15 protein-coding genes and 1 pseudogene are annotated in these 19740 nt (G+C 70.8%); 5 read left to right on the forward strand and 11 right to left on the reverse strand.

What is annotated here, in order from left to right; genetic code table 11:
* The first annotated feature begins 9 nt into the window (after positions 1-9).
* A complete protein-coding gene (locus tag ABH926_RS29240) occupies positions 10-345 on the forward strand; it encodes a hypothetical protein (RefSeq protein ID WP_370369053.1) in 336 nt (111 codons plus the stop codon).
* Positions 335-2227, forward strand: coding sequence for a caspase family protein (locus tag ABH926_RS29245; protein ID WP_370369054.1), 1893 nt, complete (start codon positions 335-337; stop codon positions 2225-2227). Before ABH926_RS29240 ends, ABH926_RS29245 begins: the two co-directional genes overlap by 11 nt.
* On the opposite strand, the gene ABH926_RS29250 is transcribed toward ABH926_RS29245, so the two are convergent.
* The 11 genes and pseudogenes from ABH926_RS29250 to ABH926_RS29300 form a co-directional block, all read right to left on the reverse strand.
* Positions 2228-3082 carry a hypothetical protein gene (locus ABH926_RS29250; protein ID WP_370369055.1) on the reverse strand — a complete coding sequence of 285 codons (855 nt, stop codon included), beginning with the start codon at positions 3080-3082 and terminating at the stop codon, positions 2228-2230.
* Positions 3083-3455: 373 nt separating this feature from the next.
* Positions 3456-4277, reverse strand: a pseudogene (locus ABH926_RS29255) (SDR family oxidoreductase); the annotation flags it as partial.
* Positions 4278-4371: 94 nt separating this feature from the next.
* Complete coding sequence (locus tag ABH926_RS29260; RefSeq protein WP_370369056.1) at positions 4372-4758, reverse strand: DUF2255 family protein; 387 nt, start codon at positions 4756-4758, stop codon at positions 4372-4374.
* A complete protein-coding gene (locus ABH926_RS29265) occupies positions 4755-5096 on the reverse strand; it encodes a carboxymuconolactone decarboxylase family protein (RefSeq protein ID WP_370369057.1) in 342 nt (113 codons plus the stop codon). The genes ABH926_RS29260 and ABH926_RS29265 overlap by 4 nt, the downstream gene beginning before the upstream one ends.
* Positions 5097-5171: 75 nt before the next feature.
* Positions 5172-6149, reverse strand: a complete 978-nt coding sequence (locus ABH926_RS29270) for an aldo/keto reductase (protein WP_370369058.1) — start codon at positions 6147-6149, stop codon at positions 5172-5174.
* A 103-nt stretch (positions 6150-6252) separates the two neighbouring features.
* Positions 6253-9102 (reverse strand): hypothetical protein, encoded by a 2850-nt coding sequence (locus ABH926_RS29275; protein WP_370369059.1) that lies wholly within the window; start codon positions 9100-9102, stop codon positions 6253-6255.
* A complete protein-coding gene (locus ABH926_RS29280; RefSeq protein WP_370369060.1) occupies positions 9102-11441 on the reverse strand; it encodes a hypothetical protein in 2340 nt (779 codons plus the stop codon). The genes ABH926_RS29275 and ABH926_RS29280 overlap by 1 nt, the downstream gene beginning before the upstream one ends.
* The gene (locus ABH926_RS29285) at positions 11442-11873 is read right to left on the reverse strand and encodes a hypothetical protein (RefSeq protein WP_370369061.1); all 432 of its coding nucleotides are present in this window, start codon (positions 11871-11873) and stop codon (positions 11442-11444) included.
* A 272-nt stretch (positions 11874-12145) separates the two neighbouring features.
* Complete coding sequence (locus ABH926_RS29290) at positions 12146-13600, reverse strand: hypothetical protein (protein ID WP_370369062.1); 1455 nt, start codon at positions 13598-13600, stop codon at positions 12146-12148.
* Between the two features lie 128 nt (positions 13601-13728).
* Positions 13729-14571, reverse strand: coding sequence for a hypothetical protein (locus ABH926_RS29295; RefSeq protein WP_370369063.1), 843 nt, complete (start codon positions 14569-14571; stop codon positions 13729-13731).
* A 31-nt stretch (positions 14572-14602) separates the two neighbouring features.
* Positions 14603-15202, reverse strand: a complete 600-nt coding sequence (locus ABH926_RS29300; RefSeq protein ID WP_370369064.1) for a papain-like cysteine protease family protein — start codon at positions 15200-15202, stop codon at positions 14603-14605.
* Positions 15203-15364: 162 nt separating this feature from the next.
* Here ABH926_RS29300 and ABH926_RS29305 point away from each other — a divergent pair, with 162 nt between their 5' ends.
* The 3 genes from ABH926_RS29305 to ABH926_RS29315 all read left to right on the forward strand — a co-directional run bounded on the left by ABH926_RS29305 (position 15365) and on the right by ABH926_RS29315 (position 19662).
* Complete coding sequence (locus tag ABH926_RS29305; protein WP_370369065.1) at positions 15365-16300, forward strand: helix-turn-helix domain-containing protein; 936 nt, start codon at positions 15365-15367, stop codon at positions 16298-16300.
* 51 nt (positions 16301-16351) lie between these two features.
* A complete protein-coding gene (locus tag ABH926_RS29310; protein WP_370369066.1) occupies positions 16352-19063 on the forward strand; it encodes a glucosidase in 2712 nt (903 codons plus the stop codon).
* A gap of 125 nt (positions 19064-19188) precedes the next feature.
* A complete protein-coding gene (locus ABH926_RS29315) occupies positions 19189-19662 on the forward strand; it encodes an Hsp20/alpha crystallin family protein (protein WP_370369067.1) in 474 nt (157 codons plus the stop codon).
* Positions 19663-19740 lie beyond the last annotated feature (78 nt).

A 19740-nucleotide genomic window follows, 5' to 3' on the forward strand; every position in this document is an offset into this window, starting at 1 on the left:
GGCCGTTCCGTGGCAGGCGCAGAGCAGACGCTGGAGATTTCCGCCTTCTCGCCCGATGATCTCGACGCGGTGTACAGGGAGTTGCGCGGCAAAGAGGGAATCAGCGTCACGCCGACCTCTGCGCAGACCGAGCCCGGCTACATGGGTGGCGTCTCAGATGCCCTCATCGTGGGTTTCACGGAAGGGGGAGCGGTAGCCCTCCTGGAGATGGTCAGGACCCTGGTGAAGTCGCGTGGTTCCCGCTTCAAGCTGAAGATCCGGAAAGGCGATACCACCATCAAGATCACCACGGGGGACGCCGACGAGGCGCTGGCGCTTTTGCGGGAGTTGATAAGTGGGGAGTGATCCCTTCCGCTCGCGACGGGCTGTACTCATCGCGAACTCCCGGTACACCGAGTCCACGATCATCGACCTGCCCGCCGCGTCCGCGAGCTTGACCGCGATGACGGACCTGCTGTGCGGCGAGCTGTGCGGGTGGTCTCAGGACGAGTTGAGAACCATAGCGGACGCGCCTGATCCGGCCGCGCTTGCGCGACTCGTCCAGCCCGAAGTGGGTGACGTCGAGGACCTGCTGCTTGTCTACTACGCAGGGCACGGCTTCCGCACCATGGATTCGACGCTCGCGCTGGCGCTGCGCGATACCGATCCCCATCCCGAGTTGTTGCCGTCGACCGGAATGCTGTACGACAGGCTCGCTCAGATCATCAGCGGGTCGCCGGCCAAGACGAAGATCGTCATTCTGGACTGCTGTTTCGCCGAACTCGCCAACAGGGGTAACCACCAAATCGGGTCGGCGAGCAGATCCGGGAATCCGTATGTGGGGCTGTACTTCATCGGAGCGAGCGAAGCGGAGGAACGCGCCAGCGCGCCGACCGACGGCTCGCCCACATATTTCGTGCAAGCGCTGATCGACGTCATCGGCCACGGCATCGATGTCGATCTCGATGCGCTCAGTATCGAACAGGTCTACCGCGCCGTGAACGAGCGGCTTCGGTCGACCGGCTTGGCTGAGCCGGTCGACAGTGCCATACGCGGTGCTCGCGATAGGCCGTTTGCCCGCAACGCTCGATCCGACGGCAATGCTGTTCTCACCGGTCCGGTCGAGGAAATCCACAGCGGAAAGTCGGCGGTGTCGCTGCTCAGGCGTCGCGGGCTGCTCACCGCCGGGGTGGTGGGCATGGCCGCGGTGGGGACCGGCTGGCTCGGGCTGCGAACGCTGGTGCCGGCCGGCGGCAGTCACTCCGAGGCACCGCCGATCCAGCCGATCACCCAGGCCACGTTCATCGGCGCGCCACTGACGCAGCATACGGACATGGTGAAGTCCGTCTGCTTCAGCCCCGACAACCGCATGCTTGCCAGCGGTGGCTATGACCGTACTGTGCGGCTGTGGAACGTCGCCGTGCCCGCGAACGCGATCCCGATGGGCGCGCCGTTGCTGGGCCACACCAATCACGTCTCGATGGTGAGCATCAGCCCGGACGGCAGAACCCTCGCCAGCGCCGGCGAGGACACGACGATCAGGCTCTGGGATCTTACCCCGCCGCATCCGGGCTCACCCGGTTCTGTGCTGGTCGGCCATTCCGCGGCCGTCAACGCCGTCGCCTTCCGCGACGACGGTGTGATCGCGGTCAGCTGCAGCGATGACACGACGATGCGCGTCTGGTCGATCGCCGGCCCTGCTCTCGCGGACGGATCAGGCGGACCGTTCGGCAGCGATGGTGTGACCAGGGTTCAATCCGTCGCTTTCGCGGCTCGCACCACCATGCTCGCCAGCGCCGGTGGAAACGGGACCGCAGCGCTTTGGAGTCTCAGTCACCCGACCGCGCCGTCGCTCTCGCGGCCGGTGCTCAGCGCCGGCTCCGCGATCGTCGACTCCGTCGCGCTCAGTCCGGACGGGAGGTTGCTCGCGGCGGGCGGATACGATGAAAACGTACGGTTGTGGAACCTGTCAGATCGACGTGCGGCGCCGACGCCCTACGTCATCCAAGGACATTCCGATGCGGTCACATCAGTGGTCTTCAGTCCTGATGGGGGAACACTGGCCAGCGCCGGCTACGACCGGACCATCCGCTTGTGGTCTCTAGCCGATCCTGCTGACCCACAGCCTATTGGCGGACCGCTTATGGGGCACGAACTGGTTGTGTTCCAGGTGGCGTTCAGTCCGAATGGCAAGCTGCTTGCCAGTGCGAGCGGCGACAACACCATCAGGTTGTGGGCGCTGAGTTAGTCATGGCGTGTACTGAGAGCTGACCCAGCCGTCTTTTCCAGTGCCGCTGTACTCCCACATGATGGCTGGATTTCCTTTGACGGATGTTATCTCGAAAGGCTTCCCGGCGTCGTTGACGGTGAGGGTGTGCTTCGAGGTGCCGTTCACCCAGCTCAGTCGGGTATCCCATCGGCAGTCGCACTTTTCGGTCGTGACCAACAGCTCAACGGTGAACGTGCCGTGTGGTGGGATTGTGCTGGGATAATCCGTACCGCAATCTCCCAAGCCGTCCGGCACCGCGGATCCGGACAACAGGTAGGGGTATGGTTTATCGAGGTCATAGTAGGTTTTCGGGGGATCCGGGTTGCAGGGCCCCGCCCCACACCCTCCCGTGATGTTGAGCCAGAGTCCCTTGATCTGCGCGCCTGTCGACAGCACGTGGACGTCCGGGGCCGCCAAGGTGATGGCGTTGTCGGACGTCGAGGTCAGAACGAGGTCCATCGCCACGGGGCTCGGGGCCACCACGCCGAACGCCGCGGGTGCCTGATCCCAGGTCTTCCCCGCATGGGTCGGGCCGGCGCCCGGCCGGTCGCTCGAGGTCAAGCCGGGCGTGATCGAGGAAGGGTAGACCCATCCGAGGGCGCTGAGGTTCGGGCAGCCCAGGCCCTGGACGACTGACGCGTTGACGTCCAGGCCGCCCACCGAGACCTTCGCGACGTTGAAATCCTGGACGATCGCGTCTTTCGGCTGCTGGTAGTAGTCGGCGGTGTTGCCCGCCGAGCTGTCGCCGCCACCCCCTGAGCCCGCGCTGGAGGAAGTCGCAGTGCACGCTGCCGCACTGAGGACGGTCACCGACAGCGCGGAGGCGAGGATCATCCACCGTCTGTTCCGGTGGGACCTCCGTTGATTCGTTTTACCTGAGCCCGACACAACGCCCCCTCAACGTCGCAGAACGCGAATTCGCTTCAGCCTAACGGAGGCGGTGTGCTCCGGTGGGGCAATTGCCAAAAACCGGCGGGGTAATGGATTTGCCGTCGTGGGAATATAATTGACGGGACAACAGCTCGACGCTGTTTGCCGACCGTGCCACCGGGCATGGAGATTCATGCCTAAAGCATGGAGCGACAAGCGGGAACGTCAATACGAGGCCAAGCGGCGCAACTCCATGGCCGGTCCACGATGACCTAGGCGGAGCTGGAGAAGGCGCTCGGCGGGGAGTGAGCCGGCCCGGACCGGCGCTCCGGGACGGTCAGGTCGTCAGCTCGCCGACCCGCAGAGCCGCGGTCACCCCGCCGTCCATCAGCAGATCCGCCCCCGTGATGAACCCGGCCTGCGCGCCGAGCAGGAACGCTGCGACGTCGCCGACCTCGTCGGGCGTGGCGAACCGGTGGGCGGCGCACACCTCGCGCACGTGCTCGAACCGGTCCTTGCGCGGGCCGGACAACTCGTCCAGGGCCAGCGGGGTGATGACGACGCCGGGGCTGATCGCGTTGACGCGCGCCCCGCGCTTGCCCCACGCCGCGGCGGCGGTCTGCACCCGCAGGGAGTTGGCGCGCTTGGACAGCGCGTCGGCGTGGACGGTCGAGCCGATGGCCTCGGGCGCCAGGAACGGCAGGGCCAGTAGCTCCGCGGTCGGGGTGGTGGCCAGCGCGCGTTCTACGGCGCGCTCGTACGGGCTCTCCCGATGTCCGGCCATGCTGGCCACCACGATCCCCGCGCCGCCCGGTGCGACGACGCGGGCGAACGCGTCGAGGACGAAGGCGGTGCCGAGCAGGTCCACGTGCAGGATGCGTTCGATGCTCGCCTGGGTGGGGGAGACGCCCGCGGCGTGGATGACCCGGGTGACCGGGCCCAGCGCGGCGGCCTCGGCGGCCAGGGCCTCGACGGCCTCGCGGTCGGAGATGTCGGTGGGCGCGACGGCGGTGTCGTAGCCGTCGCCGCGCAGCTGCTCGGCGGCGTCTCGCGTCTCCTGCTCGCCGTAGCCGGCCAGCAGCAGCGTGCGGCCGGCCCCGACCCGGCGGGCGATCGTCCGGCCGATGCCGCCGGGGCCGATCACGACGGCGACTTCCTTGGCCGGCGCGGTCGTGCCGGTGTTCCGTCCGTGGCGCTGCCGTGTGGTGCTGCGGTGCTGCCGTGTGGCGCCGCTGTGTGGCTCGTGCCGTGTCTTACCGCGGTACCAGCCGCATGGTCGTGGCTCGGGCCTTGGCCGCCGTGATCGAGGCCACCGGGCCCGGGTAGCGGCTGTACTTGGCGCGGTACGCGGCGTCGATGCGGTCCTGGAGGCCGTCGGAGTCCTCGACGTCGAGGAACGTGACGTCCTTGTCGACCGTGCCGGTGTTCACGTGGCCTTCGCCGCGGCCGCGCGTGGTGCGGTACCAGGCGCCCTCGGTGCCCTGGACCGAGCGGATGTAGACGTCGCCGCCGACGCGCACCATCCACACGATCCGCGGCTTGGTCAGCGTGCCGTCGTTGCGGCGGGGCGCGACGTCCAGTTCGTCGCGCGACGCGATCTGCTCCAGTTCGCCGGTGCTCCAAGCGGTGTCGGCCATCATTGCTCCTCGGTCCGGGTCGCGTTCTCCTCAACGATGCCGCGCAGCGCCGTGGCCGCGCTCATGGCGCTGGGCCAGCCGGCGTAGAACGCCAGGTGGGTGATGGCCTCGCCGAGTTCGGCCGGGCTCAGGCCGTTGTCCAGGGCCCGGCGCAGGTGGGCGGGGAGCTGCTCCAGGCGGTAGAGCGCGACGAGGGCGGCGACCGTGATCAGGCTGCGGTCGCGCGGGGACAGCTCGGGCCGCTCCCACACGTCGCCGAACAGCACCTGGTCGGTCAGCTCCACGAGCTTCGGTGCGGTGTCGCCGATCAGGCGCTGGGCCGGGCTGGGCTGGGTGGTCATGGTGATGTTCGCTTTCTTCGAGGTCTGAGACCTGAGGCGTGGTGGGTCAGGGTTCGACGAACGTCGGCGCGCCGCTCAGCGCTCCAGCATCCGCATCTGCGCCTCGGTGTGGTGGTCGCCGACCGCCGGGACCACGGCGGTGAGCCTGGCGAGCTGCTCGCCGGTGAGCTTCACGGCGTCGGCGGCGAGGTTCTCCTCCAGCCGGTGGGTGTGGCGGGTGCCGGGGATCGGGACGATGTCCTCGCCCTGGGCCAGCAGCCAGGCCAGCGCGATCTGGGCCGGGGTGGCGCCGGCTTCCGCGGCGACGGCGTCGACCTCGGCCAGGATGCGCAGGTTGGCGTCGAAATTGCCGTCGGCGAAGCGCGGGTTGCTGGTGCGGGAGTCGTCGGCGGCCAGGTCTGCCCGGGAGCGGATGGCGCCGGTCAGGAAGCCGCGGCCGAGCGGGGAGTAGGCGACGAAGCCGATGCCCAGCTCGCGCAGCAGCGGCAGCACCTTCGGCTCCTGGTCCCGGGTCCACAGCGAGTACTCGGACTGCACGGCGGTGACCGGGTGCACGGCGTGCGCGCGCCGGATGGTCTCCGGCCCGGCCTCCGACAGTCCGATGTGCCGCACCTTGCCCTCGGCGACCAGGTCGGCCAGCGTGCCGGCGACGTCCTCGATCGGCGTGGCCGGGTCCACCCGGTGCTGGTAGTACAGGTCGATGTGGTCCGTGCCCAGCCGGCGCAGCGAGCCCTCGACCGCGGTCCGGATATTGGCCGGGCTGCTGTCCAGGTGACCCGGCCCGGCCCCGGCGTGCGAGACGAAGCCGAACTTCGTGGCCAGCACCACCTGGTCGCGGCGGTCGGCGATGGCGCGCCCGACCAGCTCCTCGTTGGTGTACGGCCCGTAGATCTCGGCGGTGTCGACCAGGGTGACGCCCAGGTCCAGGGCGCGGTGGATGGTGCGGACGGCCTCGGCGTCGTCCAGGCCTTCGCGGCTGTAGACGCCGGCCATCGACATGGCGCCCAGGCCGATGCGGCCGACGTCCAGGGTTCCGAGTGTGGTGTGCTGCATGGTGTCGAGCCTTCCTCGCGGTCGCGGCCTCTTGGTGTCCATCCAAGCCGCAACCGCGGGGAGCTGCGAGTCCTCGCCGTTCCAGGTACTGGCAGGACCCCTCTCAGCCGCTGTGCAGGTCGGCGCTCGTGATCACCCCGGAGGTCACGGTGTACGTCCCGTCGTAGGCCGCCTGGCTGCCGTCGGTCTGCGTCGCGTGCAAGGTGACGCTGACGCTGCTGCCGCTGACCGAGTCGATGGTGATGACGGCGCTCTTGGTCTGGCCGTAGCCGCTGCTGAAGGAGCTGTAGTCGGAGTTCAGGTTCTTGCCGCCGAGGGCCCAGGCCTTGGCGTAGTCGTGGGCGTTGATCGCGGCGTAGTAGGCCGTGACGACAGAGCCCGGATCGGTCGGCGAGGGGCTGCTCGCCGCGGACGTCGGGGTCGATGTGGACGCCGACGTGGACGCCGTGGCGGGCGCGGTACCGACCGGCGGTCCGGTCGGGGTCGGGACAGGTGCCGGGGTCACGGCCACGTTCCCCGTGGGCGACTGCCGCGCCAGACTCAGCACCTCCGGATTCACCAGCCTGCCGAGCTGCTGCCAGGTGAGCAGGGCGGTGGGCCGGCACGCGGTGCCGCTGATGTCGCCGTCCCCGAAGTAGACCAAGAGCCCTGCGGAGGTCACGGCCATGGCGAACGGAGGCTGACCCCCGTGGGCACCTTGGAGGAATGTGGTCAGCGTGCTCTGCCCTCCGCGGGTGTCGTCGCAGCTGCTGATGGTCGGCTGCGCCTGAAGATCACTGATCAGTGTGTCGAGGTCGCTGGTGGTCGCCGCCGCGGTGAGGATGCCGGCCGGGTTGATGACATCCCCGGTGTCCGTGCGGACGGTCACGGTCGTGACGCCGTAGTTGCTGTCGCCCGCGCCCGCGAAGTGATGGAAGCCCAGATACAGCACCGATATCAGCCGCCCGGTCTGGAACACCTCGGTGGTCTCCGAATCGGTCTCCGGATCGGGTGCGGTCAGTCCGGGTTCCGTCCCGGCGTAGGAAGCCGAGAAGCTGTTGAGCTCGGAGGCGGTCGTCCCGCTCAGCTCAGCGTTGATCTTCTGTTCCAACGCCTTGTCCGACATCCCGGTCACGACCGGGATGTCGGCGGAGCCCTCATAGGGACTGGCGCCGCCGCCGTCCTTGATGATCGGGCTGCTCCCGATGCCATAGGGGAAGGCGGCTGCCGCCCCGGCCGCCGCCGACGACACGGCAGCAGCTGCCGCGGTGTCGGTCGCGCTGGGGGCCGTGGTCGCGGCCGGTGACGCGGCAGGCCGGGCAACGGCTGCCGCGCCCAGCCCGGTCCCGACGGCCGCCGCGCCGACGGCGATCGGCGCGCCGATCATCACGGCCGTGGCCACGCCGCGCCCGAACCGGTCCTGGAGCGCCTGTTTCAGCGGGGTGCGCGGGCGGGACGTGGTCTTCGGCGGAGCCGTGTGGTGCGCGCCCGGACCGATCGGGATCACGCCTCCGTGCATGAGGGCGGCCCCGATCGCGGTCAACGCGGCGGCCGCCGCGATGCGGTCGCCGGTCAGCAGCGATCGCGTGTGCTCCTCGGTGAGGAAGTAGACGAGGTCGTCGCCGCGTCCGCCCTCGCGCGCGGCCCGTACACCGATCGTGACGAGATCCGACCACGAACGCGGATCCCCTAAAGCCAACGCGGCGGGGGCCGCGATCCGGCTCAGCGCCGAGGCCCGGTCCGGATCGCCGGCGTCGAGCAGGGCTTGGGCCACGGTGACGCACAGGCGCAGATCGACGGTTGTGGCCGGTGCCGCTGCCGCCGCTCCAACCTCATCAGGCTCCTGCCGCGCCCGCGCGAGCATCCGGATCAGCTCATCAGCGGCAGAACGCGGATCCGCCCCCCACCCCTGCCGTGCCATCGCCTCGCGCGCGTCATCGGTCGCCGCGAACAGGCCGCCGGTCCACGCCGCCAGACCGGCATGCTCGAGCTCCTCGGCGGCGGCCCCCGCGTCCGGCAGCCCGCCGGCCAGCGTCCCGAGCAGTTCCTCGGGCGCGGGCCCGAAGGCGCACAACGCCGCCAGCTCGCGCCGCGCCGGCTCGCTGATGCCCGCCACCAGCACCGCGATCTGGTCCTGCGGCGACAGCGGGACGACACCGTACTGCCGGGCGTCGGCCGAGGCGCGCCGGAAGAACGCCGCGCACACCAGCACGCGGGAGATCCGGCCCTCGCCGAGCTCGTAGATGTGCTGGACCTGCAAGTTCTCGAAACCGGCCAGCGGTCGGCCCAGCTCACGCTCGACCAGGGCGCGGGTGGCGTCCAGGTCGAGCGGTTCGATGTCCAGGACCGCCTCGCCGTTGTAAAGGCTCTGCTGTGGCGAGCACAGCAGGAAGACGCAGTCGGGGAAGGTGCCCAGCAGCCGCTCGGCATCCGCCGAGGACAGCTCGCAGTCCGGGACCACGATGACGCCGGACGGCAGGTGCCGTCCGGTCTCGGCGCGCAACACCGCCTCGTCCGGCTCGTACCAGTCCACGGAGAAGAAGACCTTGGCCAGCTCGGAGTACAACGCCGACAGCTCGCTGCGCGGCCGTCCGCCGGCCAGCACCACGCCAATACGCGAGGCGGCGGCCAGCCGCCGGGCGACGGCCTCGGCGACGGCGGTCTTCCCCACCCCCGGGGTCCCGCACAGCTGCACGCTGCGGCCGTCCACCAACGCCGCCTCGGCCTGCTCGACGACCGCCGCCCGGCCCACCGGCTCGGGCGCGGAGCGCCGCGGGTTGATCACGGCCAGCGGGCGCGGGGTCAGCGGTGCGGAGGCGGCGCGGTCGCTGTAGCCGGCATGGCCCTCAACCGTGAGGTGCAAGGCGAAGTTGGCGCTGCCGATGATCACCTGCGAGTCGTCGATGTCGTGGACGGTCACTGACACCGCGGCGGCCTGCGCCGACGTTCCGGGATCGCCGGATTTCCCGCTCATCACGCGCCTCCCTTGACCCCGACGAGACTGACGATCAGCGGGTTCACCAGGCCGTTGAGCTTGCTGTAGGGGACGCTGACCGCGATGCCGCCCGCGCAGGAGTCCGCCGCGGTGCCGACATAGAAGGTCAGGCCGTCGGCCGTGACGCCGATGGCGGGGCCGACGAAACCGGCGGCCGAGGACTGCGCGCATCCGGTCGCGGTCGGCGGATACACCGCCGTGGCCTGGCTGGGCGGCAGCAGGGACGCGACCAGAGCGTTCAGCCGCGTCGCCCCGTCGGGCGTGGTCGCCGCGGCCGTCAGGACGGCCTGCTGGGGGATCAGGGTGGCGTTGTCCTTGCGCATGAGCACTGCGATCGCCCCCGGTGCCCCGGGGCCGGCGGCGTTGGGGTCGCCGAAGCGGTAGACGACCGAGACCAGGTCGCCCGCCTGCGTGATCGTCGTGGTCTCGGTCGGCACGGACTGGCTGCCGGACCCGTAGCCGGAGTTCACGATCCCTGCCGACTTCGCGGAGGAGACCAGTTTCGCCACCCCGGTCACGACCTGCCGGATCGGTTGCTGCAACGCCGTTTCGGCCTGTGTCCGCCGCGCGGGATCGGCGATGCCCGAGGAGATGACGGGGAACTGGGCCTGGACCGTCCCGGCCGCGGTGGTCAGCGGCGTCAGCGGCGTGGCGGACGTGGTCAGGGTCCACGTCGGGGCGCCGGCCGTCGCCGGGTTCATCCATGCCGCGAGCGCCGGTGCCGACGACGTCGCGGCGGGCGGCCGGGTCGCGGCCGCGGGCCGAGAGCTTTGCGCGCTGCCCACCGCCGCGCCCGCGACGGCGGCCACCGCGACCGTGGCGGCGACCGCACCGGCTCCGTGGCCCGCCATGGCCAGGTGGCGGCCCGTGCTCAGCACGCGGCGCGCCGGCCGCACGCGGGTCAGCAGGGCGGGCGTCGGCGGGGGGATCGCGTGCGGGAGCGCCATCAGCGCCGTCAGCAGCAGGGCGGCCGCGGCGAGGTCGTCGCGCAGCAGTGCGTCGGTGTGCCGCTGGCGCAGGAAGTAGCCCAGGTCGTCGGTGAGTCTGGCTTCTTGCGCGGCCTGGGCGCCCAGGGAGACCAGCTCGGACCACGGCTCCATCCGGCCGGCGGCGACGGCGTGTGCCGAGGCCTGGCGGGCCAGCCGGCTCGCGGGCTCCCAGTCCCGCACCGCGATCAGCGCCCGGACCACTTCGAGGCTGAACGCCGCCGGCGGGCTGGCGGACGCCTGCTCGTAGGCGGAGCGCAGTCTTTCGGCGATCGCGTGCGTCTCAGTCGCGGGCACGTTGCCTGCGGCGTTCGTGGCGTCCTCGGAGATCGCGTAGCCATCGTCAGACTCCTGAATCAGTCCGGCTTGCGCGAGTGCCAGGGCGAGATTGTCGCTGTCAGGGCCTGAGACATTCTCGGTGAGTGCCGGGAAGAGCCAGGCGGGTGCCGGACCGAACGCGGCCAAGGCGGCGACGACGCGGCGGGTGGGCTCGTCGAACCCTGCCAAGAGCAGTTCGGCCTGCCGGTCAGGAGGCAGCGCGACGAGTTCCGTGGGCTGCGGGGACGCGGCGGCGCGGCGCAGGAATGCCGCGCTCGTCACGAGCGCCGCGACGCGTCCGCCGGCCAGGCGGTGAGCGGTCTGCGCCTGCTCGCGCTCCGGGTCGCTCAGTTCGCGCCCGAGCGCCTGGGCCACCAGAAGGTCGACGTCGGCGAGGGTGAGTGCGGTGACCTCGTGCACCGAACCTGACGCTTCCAGGGCCGGCGAGGCCGAGGCCGAGGTGACCAGGAACCGGCACTGGGGAAAGGTCTCGAGCAGCCGCCCGGGCTCCGCGCCGGCCAGGTCGCAGTCCGCGATCACGATGAGCCCGCTGGGCCCGAGCCGGCCGGTGACGGCGCGCAGCGCCGGTTCGTCGGGGCGGTGCCAGAGCGCGTCGAAGAAGAGCCCTGACAGCCTGGTGTACAGCGAGTCGAGGGTGTGCGGCTCGGCTCCGGCCAGCAGGACCGCCCCCGGCCGCTGCGCCGCGGCCGAGTGCACGACCAGCGCCCGGGCCACGGCCGCCCGTCCGACTCCCGAGGCGCCGACCAGTTGCACGTGGCGCCCGGCGTCCAGATCCGCGGCCGCCGCCGCTATCAGGGAGCTGCGGCCGACCAGCGCACCGCGGCTCGGCGGGACGCGCAGTGCCGGCAGTCCGCGCAGCGTCAAGCTGTCGAGCAGCCCTTCGCCGGCCTGCAACGTCGTCTCGCCACCGGGCTGGATCAGCACCGAGACGTTGCCGTCCCCGACCAGTACCTGCGAGCGGTGGACCCGCTGGATGTCGACAGAGGTGCTCATCTAGCCCGCGGCCTCAGAACCGGTCCCGCCCCGGATGACCTGCCCCGCGGCCTTCAGCGCGGTCTCGACGCTGGGATGCTCGGCCACCTCGGCGACGGCCGGCAGCAGCGCCGGCAGGTGGTTCATGAACCACTCCCGGCTCGCGGCCAGCGCCTTCGCGTCCGGAGGCGCGCTGTTCGCGGCCTGGTCCATCCGTCCGGCCTGCTCAAGCGCCGCCGGCTTGAGCTCGCCGCCCTTGGACTCGATCGCCACGCGCAGGGCGGCGATGGCCTGGTCCAGGGTGGCGGACTGGGCCGGCGAGCCCTTCATGGTGGAGCTGTGCAGGACGGTGTTGCCCGTCCCGATCGCGACGGCGCTCCCCGTGACGTCGCGGACGACGCTCACCGACGGCTGCGGTGCGGCTTGGTTGTCACGCTTCCTACGGAACGGCATGGGGCGTCTCCTCAACGGAACGCGGTGCTTCGCAGGGCCCGAATGAGCTGGTCAATCCGGTATAAGGATACCGTCGGAAGGTGTTTCGAACCCTGATTCCGTCACGCAGCGGGGTCGGGAAGCCACCTAGGGGGAGCGGGCATGCGGACAGCGCGGGTCCGGGATTTCGTCGAGCGGGTCAGCGGGCATGTCAGGGCCTGCGTGGCCGGTGCCCTGCGGGAGGGGCGGACCGGCCACACAGGCCCGGATCTGGCTGGTGGATCTGGTGCTGCCTAGTTGAACTGCACGTTCATCGTGAGGTTGATGAACGACGGCGTCGGACTCGGGCCGCTGAAGCACGCGACCGCGCCGAGCGCGTTGGTCGTGGAGAACGACGGCGTCGAGGTACCGAAGATCGCGCTGAGCTGAGCCGGCGTGGTGGTCTTGCCTTCTCCCAGTACCACCACGGAGTTCGGATTGCCGCACTCGGCGGTCGAGTGGCCCTTCTTCACGAAAAGCAGCGACGAGTCCAGGAACCCGGACGCCGGATAGGTGATCGACAGGACCTTGCCGGGCTGGGTCGAGCCGAACGGCGGGAACTGTCCCTTGAAGGGGATGAAGCCGCCGACGGTGGGCTGCTCGTTCATCGTCAGGGGCGCGCTGCCGGTGGTGCCGGACGCGACCGGGAACAGCCCCGTGACCGCGGGCGTGGTGTTGGTGGCGACGACCTGGCCGGTGTCCCGGACCGTGTCGCCGGGGGTGACCGTCACCAGGTGGTGGTCCCCGGCGCGGGGCACCGCGATCTCCCAGCTGTCGGCGCTGTTCCCGGCGATGGCGGCGTTGCTGCCGGGGGCCACGTTCACGCCGGCGACCTGATGGCCGTTCCCGTTCAGGTCGGACCACAGCGAGCCGTCACCGGCCACGAACGCCATCTCGAAGCCGCCGTCCGCCAGGCCCGCGACGGCCGGGCTGGTGCCCGGGGTCAGGAACGACAGCGTCTGGGCTGTCGCCCCGGCGCTGTTCACCGTCCACAGCCGGTTGTCGGTGCCCTGGTAGGCCAGCTTCCAGGTGCCGTTCAGGCCCGCCGCCACCGACGGGCTGGTGCCCGGCGCGGCCTGGATGCCGTTGCCGGCGACGTGCGTGCCCTTGCCGGGCTCCCGCACCATCACCACACCGTTGCCGGCCACCCACGCCTCGACGAAGATGAACCCGCCCTCGTTCGGGCCGACGTTCAACGCCGCGACGGAGGGGCTGGTCCCGGTGGCGATGTCCCCCGGGGAGGAGCTGCAGGTCTGGTTCTGGACCGGGACTTCGAGGCTGGTCACGCCGCCGCCCTCGGAGAACAGGAAGTTCTGGATGCCCTGCTTGTCGACCGCCAGGGACGGGCTGGTCCCCGGGGTCACGATGTACGGGGCCGTACTGCACGTCGGCTGGATCACCTGGTGTCCGCCCTGGACGGAGTTCGAGAACCACAGGGTGCGGTCCGAGGCCTGGAAAGCCTCGTCGAAGGTGCCGTTGGGCAAGCCGGCCAGCGATGGGCTGGTCTGCTGGGCCATCGCCGACTCGGTGATGGTCGCCTGACCGGCGGGATTCACCTCCACCAGGCGGGTCGACGGCGCCTGGAAGGCGACCTCGAAACCGGGGGAGGTGGCCGCCTGCGCGGCGGACAGGCCCGTCGGGCCCAGGACCAGCGCGACGGCGGCGGCTCCCGTCGACACGGCGGTGACCAGGGTACTGATTCGCTTCATCAATTCTCCAGAGCGGTAAATGAGGTCTCTGATAAAAACCCTTTCGCTGACCGATACGTGGCCGGGTTACGCCACCGGGCCGACGGGACCTCGAAGCCCCGTCGGCCCGGCCATCAGACTCCTGATTCCTAGGTCGTCTTCCCACGTCGGCGGGTGTGCCGGTAGCCGACGAGCCCCACGCCGCCGGCCGCCAGCACGGCACCGCCGATGCCGAGCACCGCCGCGCTGTCCGTCCCGTCCGCACCGGATCCCGATCCCTTGCCGAGCGCGGCGTTCCGGGGCTGGAACCCGCCGGCGACGCCGGCCCGGTCGTAGGCGCTGCCGGGCAGCTTGTCGGCGTACCGGGAGCGGACCAGCCTGTGGTAATCAGCCAGGCTCATGCCCTGTGTCCCGACCGACTGGCGCGCGGTGTCGTCCAGCGGCAGCACACGTCCGCCGAGCAACTGGTACCAGGCGCCGATCTGCGGCTCCTCGAAGACCGTTCCGCCGGGCTGGGCCCGCCCGGCGTACGCGGTCTCGTCGGAGCCCTGGGCGATGTTCACGACCTTCCACGCGGTCCCGACCTTCGCCGCCCACACCGAGGCGTGCGCGCCGGAGGTCCCGACCGCGTCGGTGGCCAGGAACGCCAGGTTCGCGACCGGCGCCCCGGTGCCGGCCGCCGACGTGTCGGCGACGAACGCCGCGGCGAGGTAGTAGACCGGGACCGTGGTGCTGTCCAGGCGCGGGGCCAGCGCGGCGGCGGCGGTCTCCTGCTGCTGCGCGCTGCCCTGCGGCTTCTGCCCGCCGGCGGCCAGGAAGTGGCCGACCGTGCCGAGGGTGGCGGTCGCCGCGGCGTGCGCGGCGGCGACGTCCGCGCTGCTGGGCGCCACCGGGGCCGGGGCCGGGACGGACGAGGCGGCCGAAGCCGCCGAAGCCGCCGAAGCGGTCCCCGCGCTCAGCGCGGCGAGTCCGGACGCGACCGCGAGCGTCATCAAAGTCCTGCGAAACATCTCTCGTCCCTCCTCACGCGCCGATGTAGTCGAGGGAGTGCGTCCACTCGAACGAGTTGTTGCTGACGTAGTAGTCGTAGTCGCCCCAGTTGTAGCGGTTGTCCGACGGCCACGGATCGCCCCAGTAGACCCAGTTCTGGCTCTGGTCGTAGCCGTAGAGCACTTCCATGTGGCCGCCGCCCGACGACCACTGGATCCGCGCCATGACCGGCCGGCCGGCGTCGATCTCCCGGATGACCGCCGAGTACCACAGGTAGCCGGTGACGTAGTTGCCCGGCGATATGCCGATCGTGGAGAAGGCGTTCTGGTCGTCGGCGAGCGTCGCCTCGTCGTTCGGGCAGGAGACGTTCAGGCTGTTGCCGAACGCCAAGTCGCAGAACTGGTTCTGCGAGTAGGTGTGGCCGTAGTACGTCGCGACCGTGTCGCCCGAGGCGGCCCAGCACCAGTTCGACGCCTGCTGCGCCTGCATGGTGATGCCGAGCTGGTTCGCCGTGGCCGCGGACGCCGCGGGCACCGCCATGATGCCCAGGAGTGAGAATGCGGCGACGAGCGCCGCGACCGCCCGGAAGCGGCGGGTCCGCCGCGAGGGCGGTATACCGGGGGTGAGTGGCACGCTGGACTCCTTTCCCTGCTGTGGATGGCTGTCCCGATGGGACCGTGGCGTGAGCGTAGGTCCAGGTGGGCGGGCCGCCCACGGCTCCGGGGGCCGGCGCGGGGACACCGTGAAAGAGCGCGCCTTGACAGGATTCTTAATCCGGCGCTTGCTTGGTTATCTGTGAATGTTCACACCGGCGCGGCCCGCGCCGCCGCCTCGAACCTGCCGGCGGTCCTGCGCTCCGGACCGTTCGAGGAGGCGCTGCACGCCGCGATCGCGGCTCGCGGCCTGTCGCTGGAGCGGCTGCGCAGCCACCTGGCGGCGCGCGGCATCCGGGTCGGCACGGCGACCCTGAGCTGCTGGCAGAACGGCCACCGCCGCCCCGAACGGCCCGACTCGCTGCGGGCCGTCTCGGCGCTGGAGGAGATCCTGGGCCTGCCGCCGGACGCCCTGCTGGTCCTGCTCGGCCCGCGCCGCCCGCGCGGCCCGTCGGCCGGCTTGCCGCAGGGCTCGCGGGCCTACCGGCAGCTGATGCCCGACTGGCCGGTCGTGGAGGAGATGCTCGCCTCGCTGGATACCACCGCCGACGACAAGCTGCACATCGCCGCGCAGCACGAACTGGTGTGGATCGACGGCGGCCGCTCCTGCGCGCGGCGCGAGACCTTCCAGGTCCTGCGGGCGCACCAGGACGGCGTCGACCGCTACATCGCCATCACGACCGCCGACCCGGGCGCGGACATCGCGCGGGTCGACCTGCGGGCCCTGGAGAACTGCCGGGTCGGGCGGGTCCGCCGGGACCGGGACGCCGGGCTGCTGGTCTCCGAGCTCTTGTTCGACCTGGTGCTGGGGATCGGGCAGACGCACCTGATCCGCTACGAGGTGCTCGACACGTCCGGCGCCGAGTGCGACGACTACCACCGCGGCTTCCGCTTCCCGGCCGGGCAGTACGCGCTCCAGGTGCGGTTCGACCCGGCCGCGCTGCCGGTGGCGTGCTTCGCCTACGAGGGCCGCCAGGCGCGCGAGCTGACCCTGACCGGCTACCGGTCGGTGCACGTCAACGTCGCGCCGGTGCCGCCGGGCAACGTCGGGATCCGCTGGGAGTGGGACGGGGGCTGAACGCTTGTCTCGAAATGCGCGTTCTGTCAGCGCTCTCTAGGGTCGAAGATCATGCAGGCGGAGAAGGCCCGGCTCCAGGCAGCCGACGACGGGAGCGTGCCGTGGCGCGCGTGGGGGCCGTATCTGGCCGAGCGGGCGTGGGGCACCGTCCGGGAGGACTACTCGTCCGGCGGAACCGCCTGGGACTATTTCCCGCACGACCACGCGCGCTCGCGCGCCTACCGCTGGAACGAGGACGGCCTGGCCGGCATCTGCGACGACCGGCAGTGGTTCTGCTTCGCGCTGGCGTTCTGGAACGGCCGCGACCCGATCCTGAAGGAACGGCTGTTCGGCCTGGCCGGTCCGGAGGGGAACCACGGCGAGGACGTCAAGGAGTACTGGTGGTACCTGGACTCCACACCGACGCACTCCTGGATGCGCTGGCGCTACCACTACCCGCAGGCCGCCTACCCCTACTGCGAGCTCCTGGACGTCAACCGGTCCCGCGGCCGGGAGGATCCGGAGTACGAACTCGTCGACACCGGCCTGTTCGACGACAACCGCTACTGGTCGGTGACCGCGGAGTACGCCAAGGCCGGCCCCCGCGACGTGTGCGTCCTGATCAAGGTCGAGAACCGCGGGCCCCGGCAGGACACCCTGCACGTCCTGCCGCACCTGTGGTTCCGCAACACCTGGGCCTGGGGTCTCGCCGACCACGGGGACTTCCCGGTCATCCGCGGCGAGGGGGCCCGGCTGGTCGGGGAGCACCGGTTCGTGGGCCGGATCGTGCTCTCCGGTGACGGGGCGCCGACGCCGCTGGCCTGCGACAACGAGTCGAACGCGCCGCTGTTGTGGAACGTCCCCGGCCGGTCGCACTACCCGAAGGACGGCATCAACGACCACGTGGTGCACGGCGCTCCGACCGTGAACCCGGACTGCACCGGGACCAAGGCCGCCCTGCACTACGTGCTCACCGTGCCGCCGGGGGAGACCGCCGAGATCCGGCTGCGGCTGACCTCCGAGGAGGCCGGTGCCCTCGGCGCGCTCGGCGGCCTGGCCGGCCTGGCCGACCTCGCCGACCTCGCCGACCCGACCGGACCGGAGGGCCTCGCCGACCCCACGGCCGTGCCGTACGACCTGGGCCCGGGTTTCGAGGCGGTCGTGGCCGCCCGGCAGGCCGAGGCCGACGATTTCTTCGCCGAGCTGACCCCGGCCAGCTGCACCGCCGACGAGGCCCTGGTGCTGAGGCAGGCCGTCGCCGGGCTGCTGTGGTCCAAGCAGTACTACCACTACAACGCCGCCCGCTGGCTCAAGGGCGACCCCTACTACCCCGCTGAGGACGCCCGCGGCCACGGCCGCAACGCGCGCTGGTGGCACCTGTCGGCGCGCGACGTCATCGCCATGCCCGACGCCTGGGAGTACCCCTGGTTCGCCGCGTGGGACCTGGCCTTCCACTCCGTGGCGCTGGCCCGGGTCGACCCGGCCTTCGCCAAGCAGCAGCTGGAGCTGCTGCTGGAGGGCTGGTACATGCACTCCTGCGGGCAGATCCCGGCCTACGAGTGGAACTTCGACGACGACAACCCGCCGGTCCACGCCTGGGCCGCGCTGCAGGTCTTCCACCTGGACGGGGCCCGGGACTTCGACTTCCTCAAGCGCGTGTTCCGCAAGCTGCTGATGAACTTCACCTGGTGGGTCAACCACGCCGACCCCGACGGCGACAACGTGTTCGAAGGGGGCTTCCTGGGCCTGGACAACATCGGCCCGTTCGACCGGGACCACGGCCTGCCGCCGGGGACGTTCCTGCAGCAGAGCGACGGCACCGCGTGGATGGCGATGTACTCGCTGAACATGATGGAGATGGCGCTGATCCTGGCCCGGCAGGACCCCACGTACGACGACCTCGTCCCGAAGTTCTACGAGCACTTCGCGCTGATCGCCGAGGCGGCGTACAGCATCGGGCTGTGGTCGGAGCAGGACGGCTTCTTCTACGACGTGCTCCAGGGCCCCGGCGCCGAGCTGGTCCCGGTCCGGGTGCGCTCGGTGGTCGGCCTGCTGCCGCTGGCCGCGGCCACCTCCGTCCCGACCTCGAACCTGCGCTCGATCACCCCGCTGGTGAACCGGGTGCGCTGGTACCGCACGAACCGGCCGGAGTACACCGAACTGCTCGGCGGCGACGACACCCGCAGCGGCGACCGCCGCCTGCTGGCGATGGTCGGCCCCGACCGCCTGCCCCGGCTGCTCACCCGCATGCTCGACGAGCGGGAGTTCCTGTCCGGCCACGGCCTGCGCGCAGTGTCGCGCGAGCACCACGACCACCCCTTCTCCCTCACGGTCGGCGGCAACCGGTACACCCTGGAGTACGAGCCCGGCGAGAGCCGCACAGTCATGTTCGGCGGCAACTCCAACTGGCGCGGCCCGGTGTGGTTCCCGGTGAACTACATGCTCATCGACGCCCTGGACCGCTACCACCAGTTCTTCGGCGACAGCTGGCGCACCCCGTTCCCGGCCCCGGAAGGCCCGCCGGCCACGCTGCGCCAGATCGCCAACGACATCGCCCACCGCCTGGTCTCACTGTTCCTGAAGGACGCCGACGGCCGCCGGCCGGTCTTCGGCGACGTGAAGCTCTTCCAGCACGACCCCGCCTGGCACGACCTCATCCCGTTCCACGAGTACTTCCACGGCGACACCGGCGCCGGGCTCGGCGCCTCGCACCAGACGGGGTGGACGGCCCTGGTGGTGAACCTGATTCTGCGCAAGGAGGAGTCCCGGCCGCCTTCGGAATAGGGCGCACGAAAGGCATATTTCTCCGGACTGTGCCGTTTGACCGCCGGCCCTTTGGCAATACGGCGCGGCAGAAACCCGGGCAGAAACCCGGACCATCGAAACCCGATTCGCGAAGGAGAAACATCATGAATGACTCCTCTTCCCCCGGAGGCGGCGAGGACCGCTCGCGCCCGCACTGGGGCCTGCCCGGCTGGCACCCGTCGGACCTGGACTCGCTGCTCGACCGGCTCGGCACCTGGGCCGGACGCGCCACCGGCGGCTGGATCGGGGGTTCCCGCTGGACGCCGGCCGTCGAGGAGGACGAGACGGCGGAGGCGTACCGCATCCGGCTGGAGCTGCCCGGCATCCCGCGCGACCGGATCGCGATCGACGTCGAAGGGCACCAGCTGTCCGTCCACGGCGACCTCGTCCGCGGCGAGGCCGGGCAGGACACCTACCTGGCCCACCGCGCGGGCCAGTTCGGGTATCGCACGTCGCTTCCCGCGGACGCCGATCCCGAAGCGGTGCGTGCCGACCTGTCGGCCGGCATCCTGACGGTGACCGTGCCCCGGGGTGGACGGGGACCGCGCAGGACGATCCGGATCGACGACACGGAATAATCTATCGCCGCATCATCCTCACGACGAGAACGATGAGCAGTATGAGCACGATGGTTCCGACGCCGATATACAAGGGAA

The organism is Catenulispora sp. GP43 (genome assembly GCF_041260665.1).
Taxonomy (GTDB): domain Bacteria; phylum Actinomycetota; class Actinomycetes; order Streptomycetales; family Catenulisporaceae; genus Catenulispora.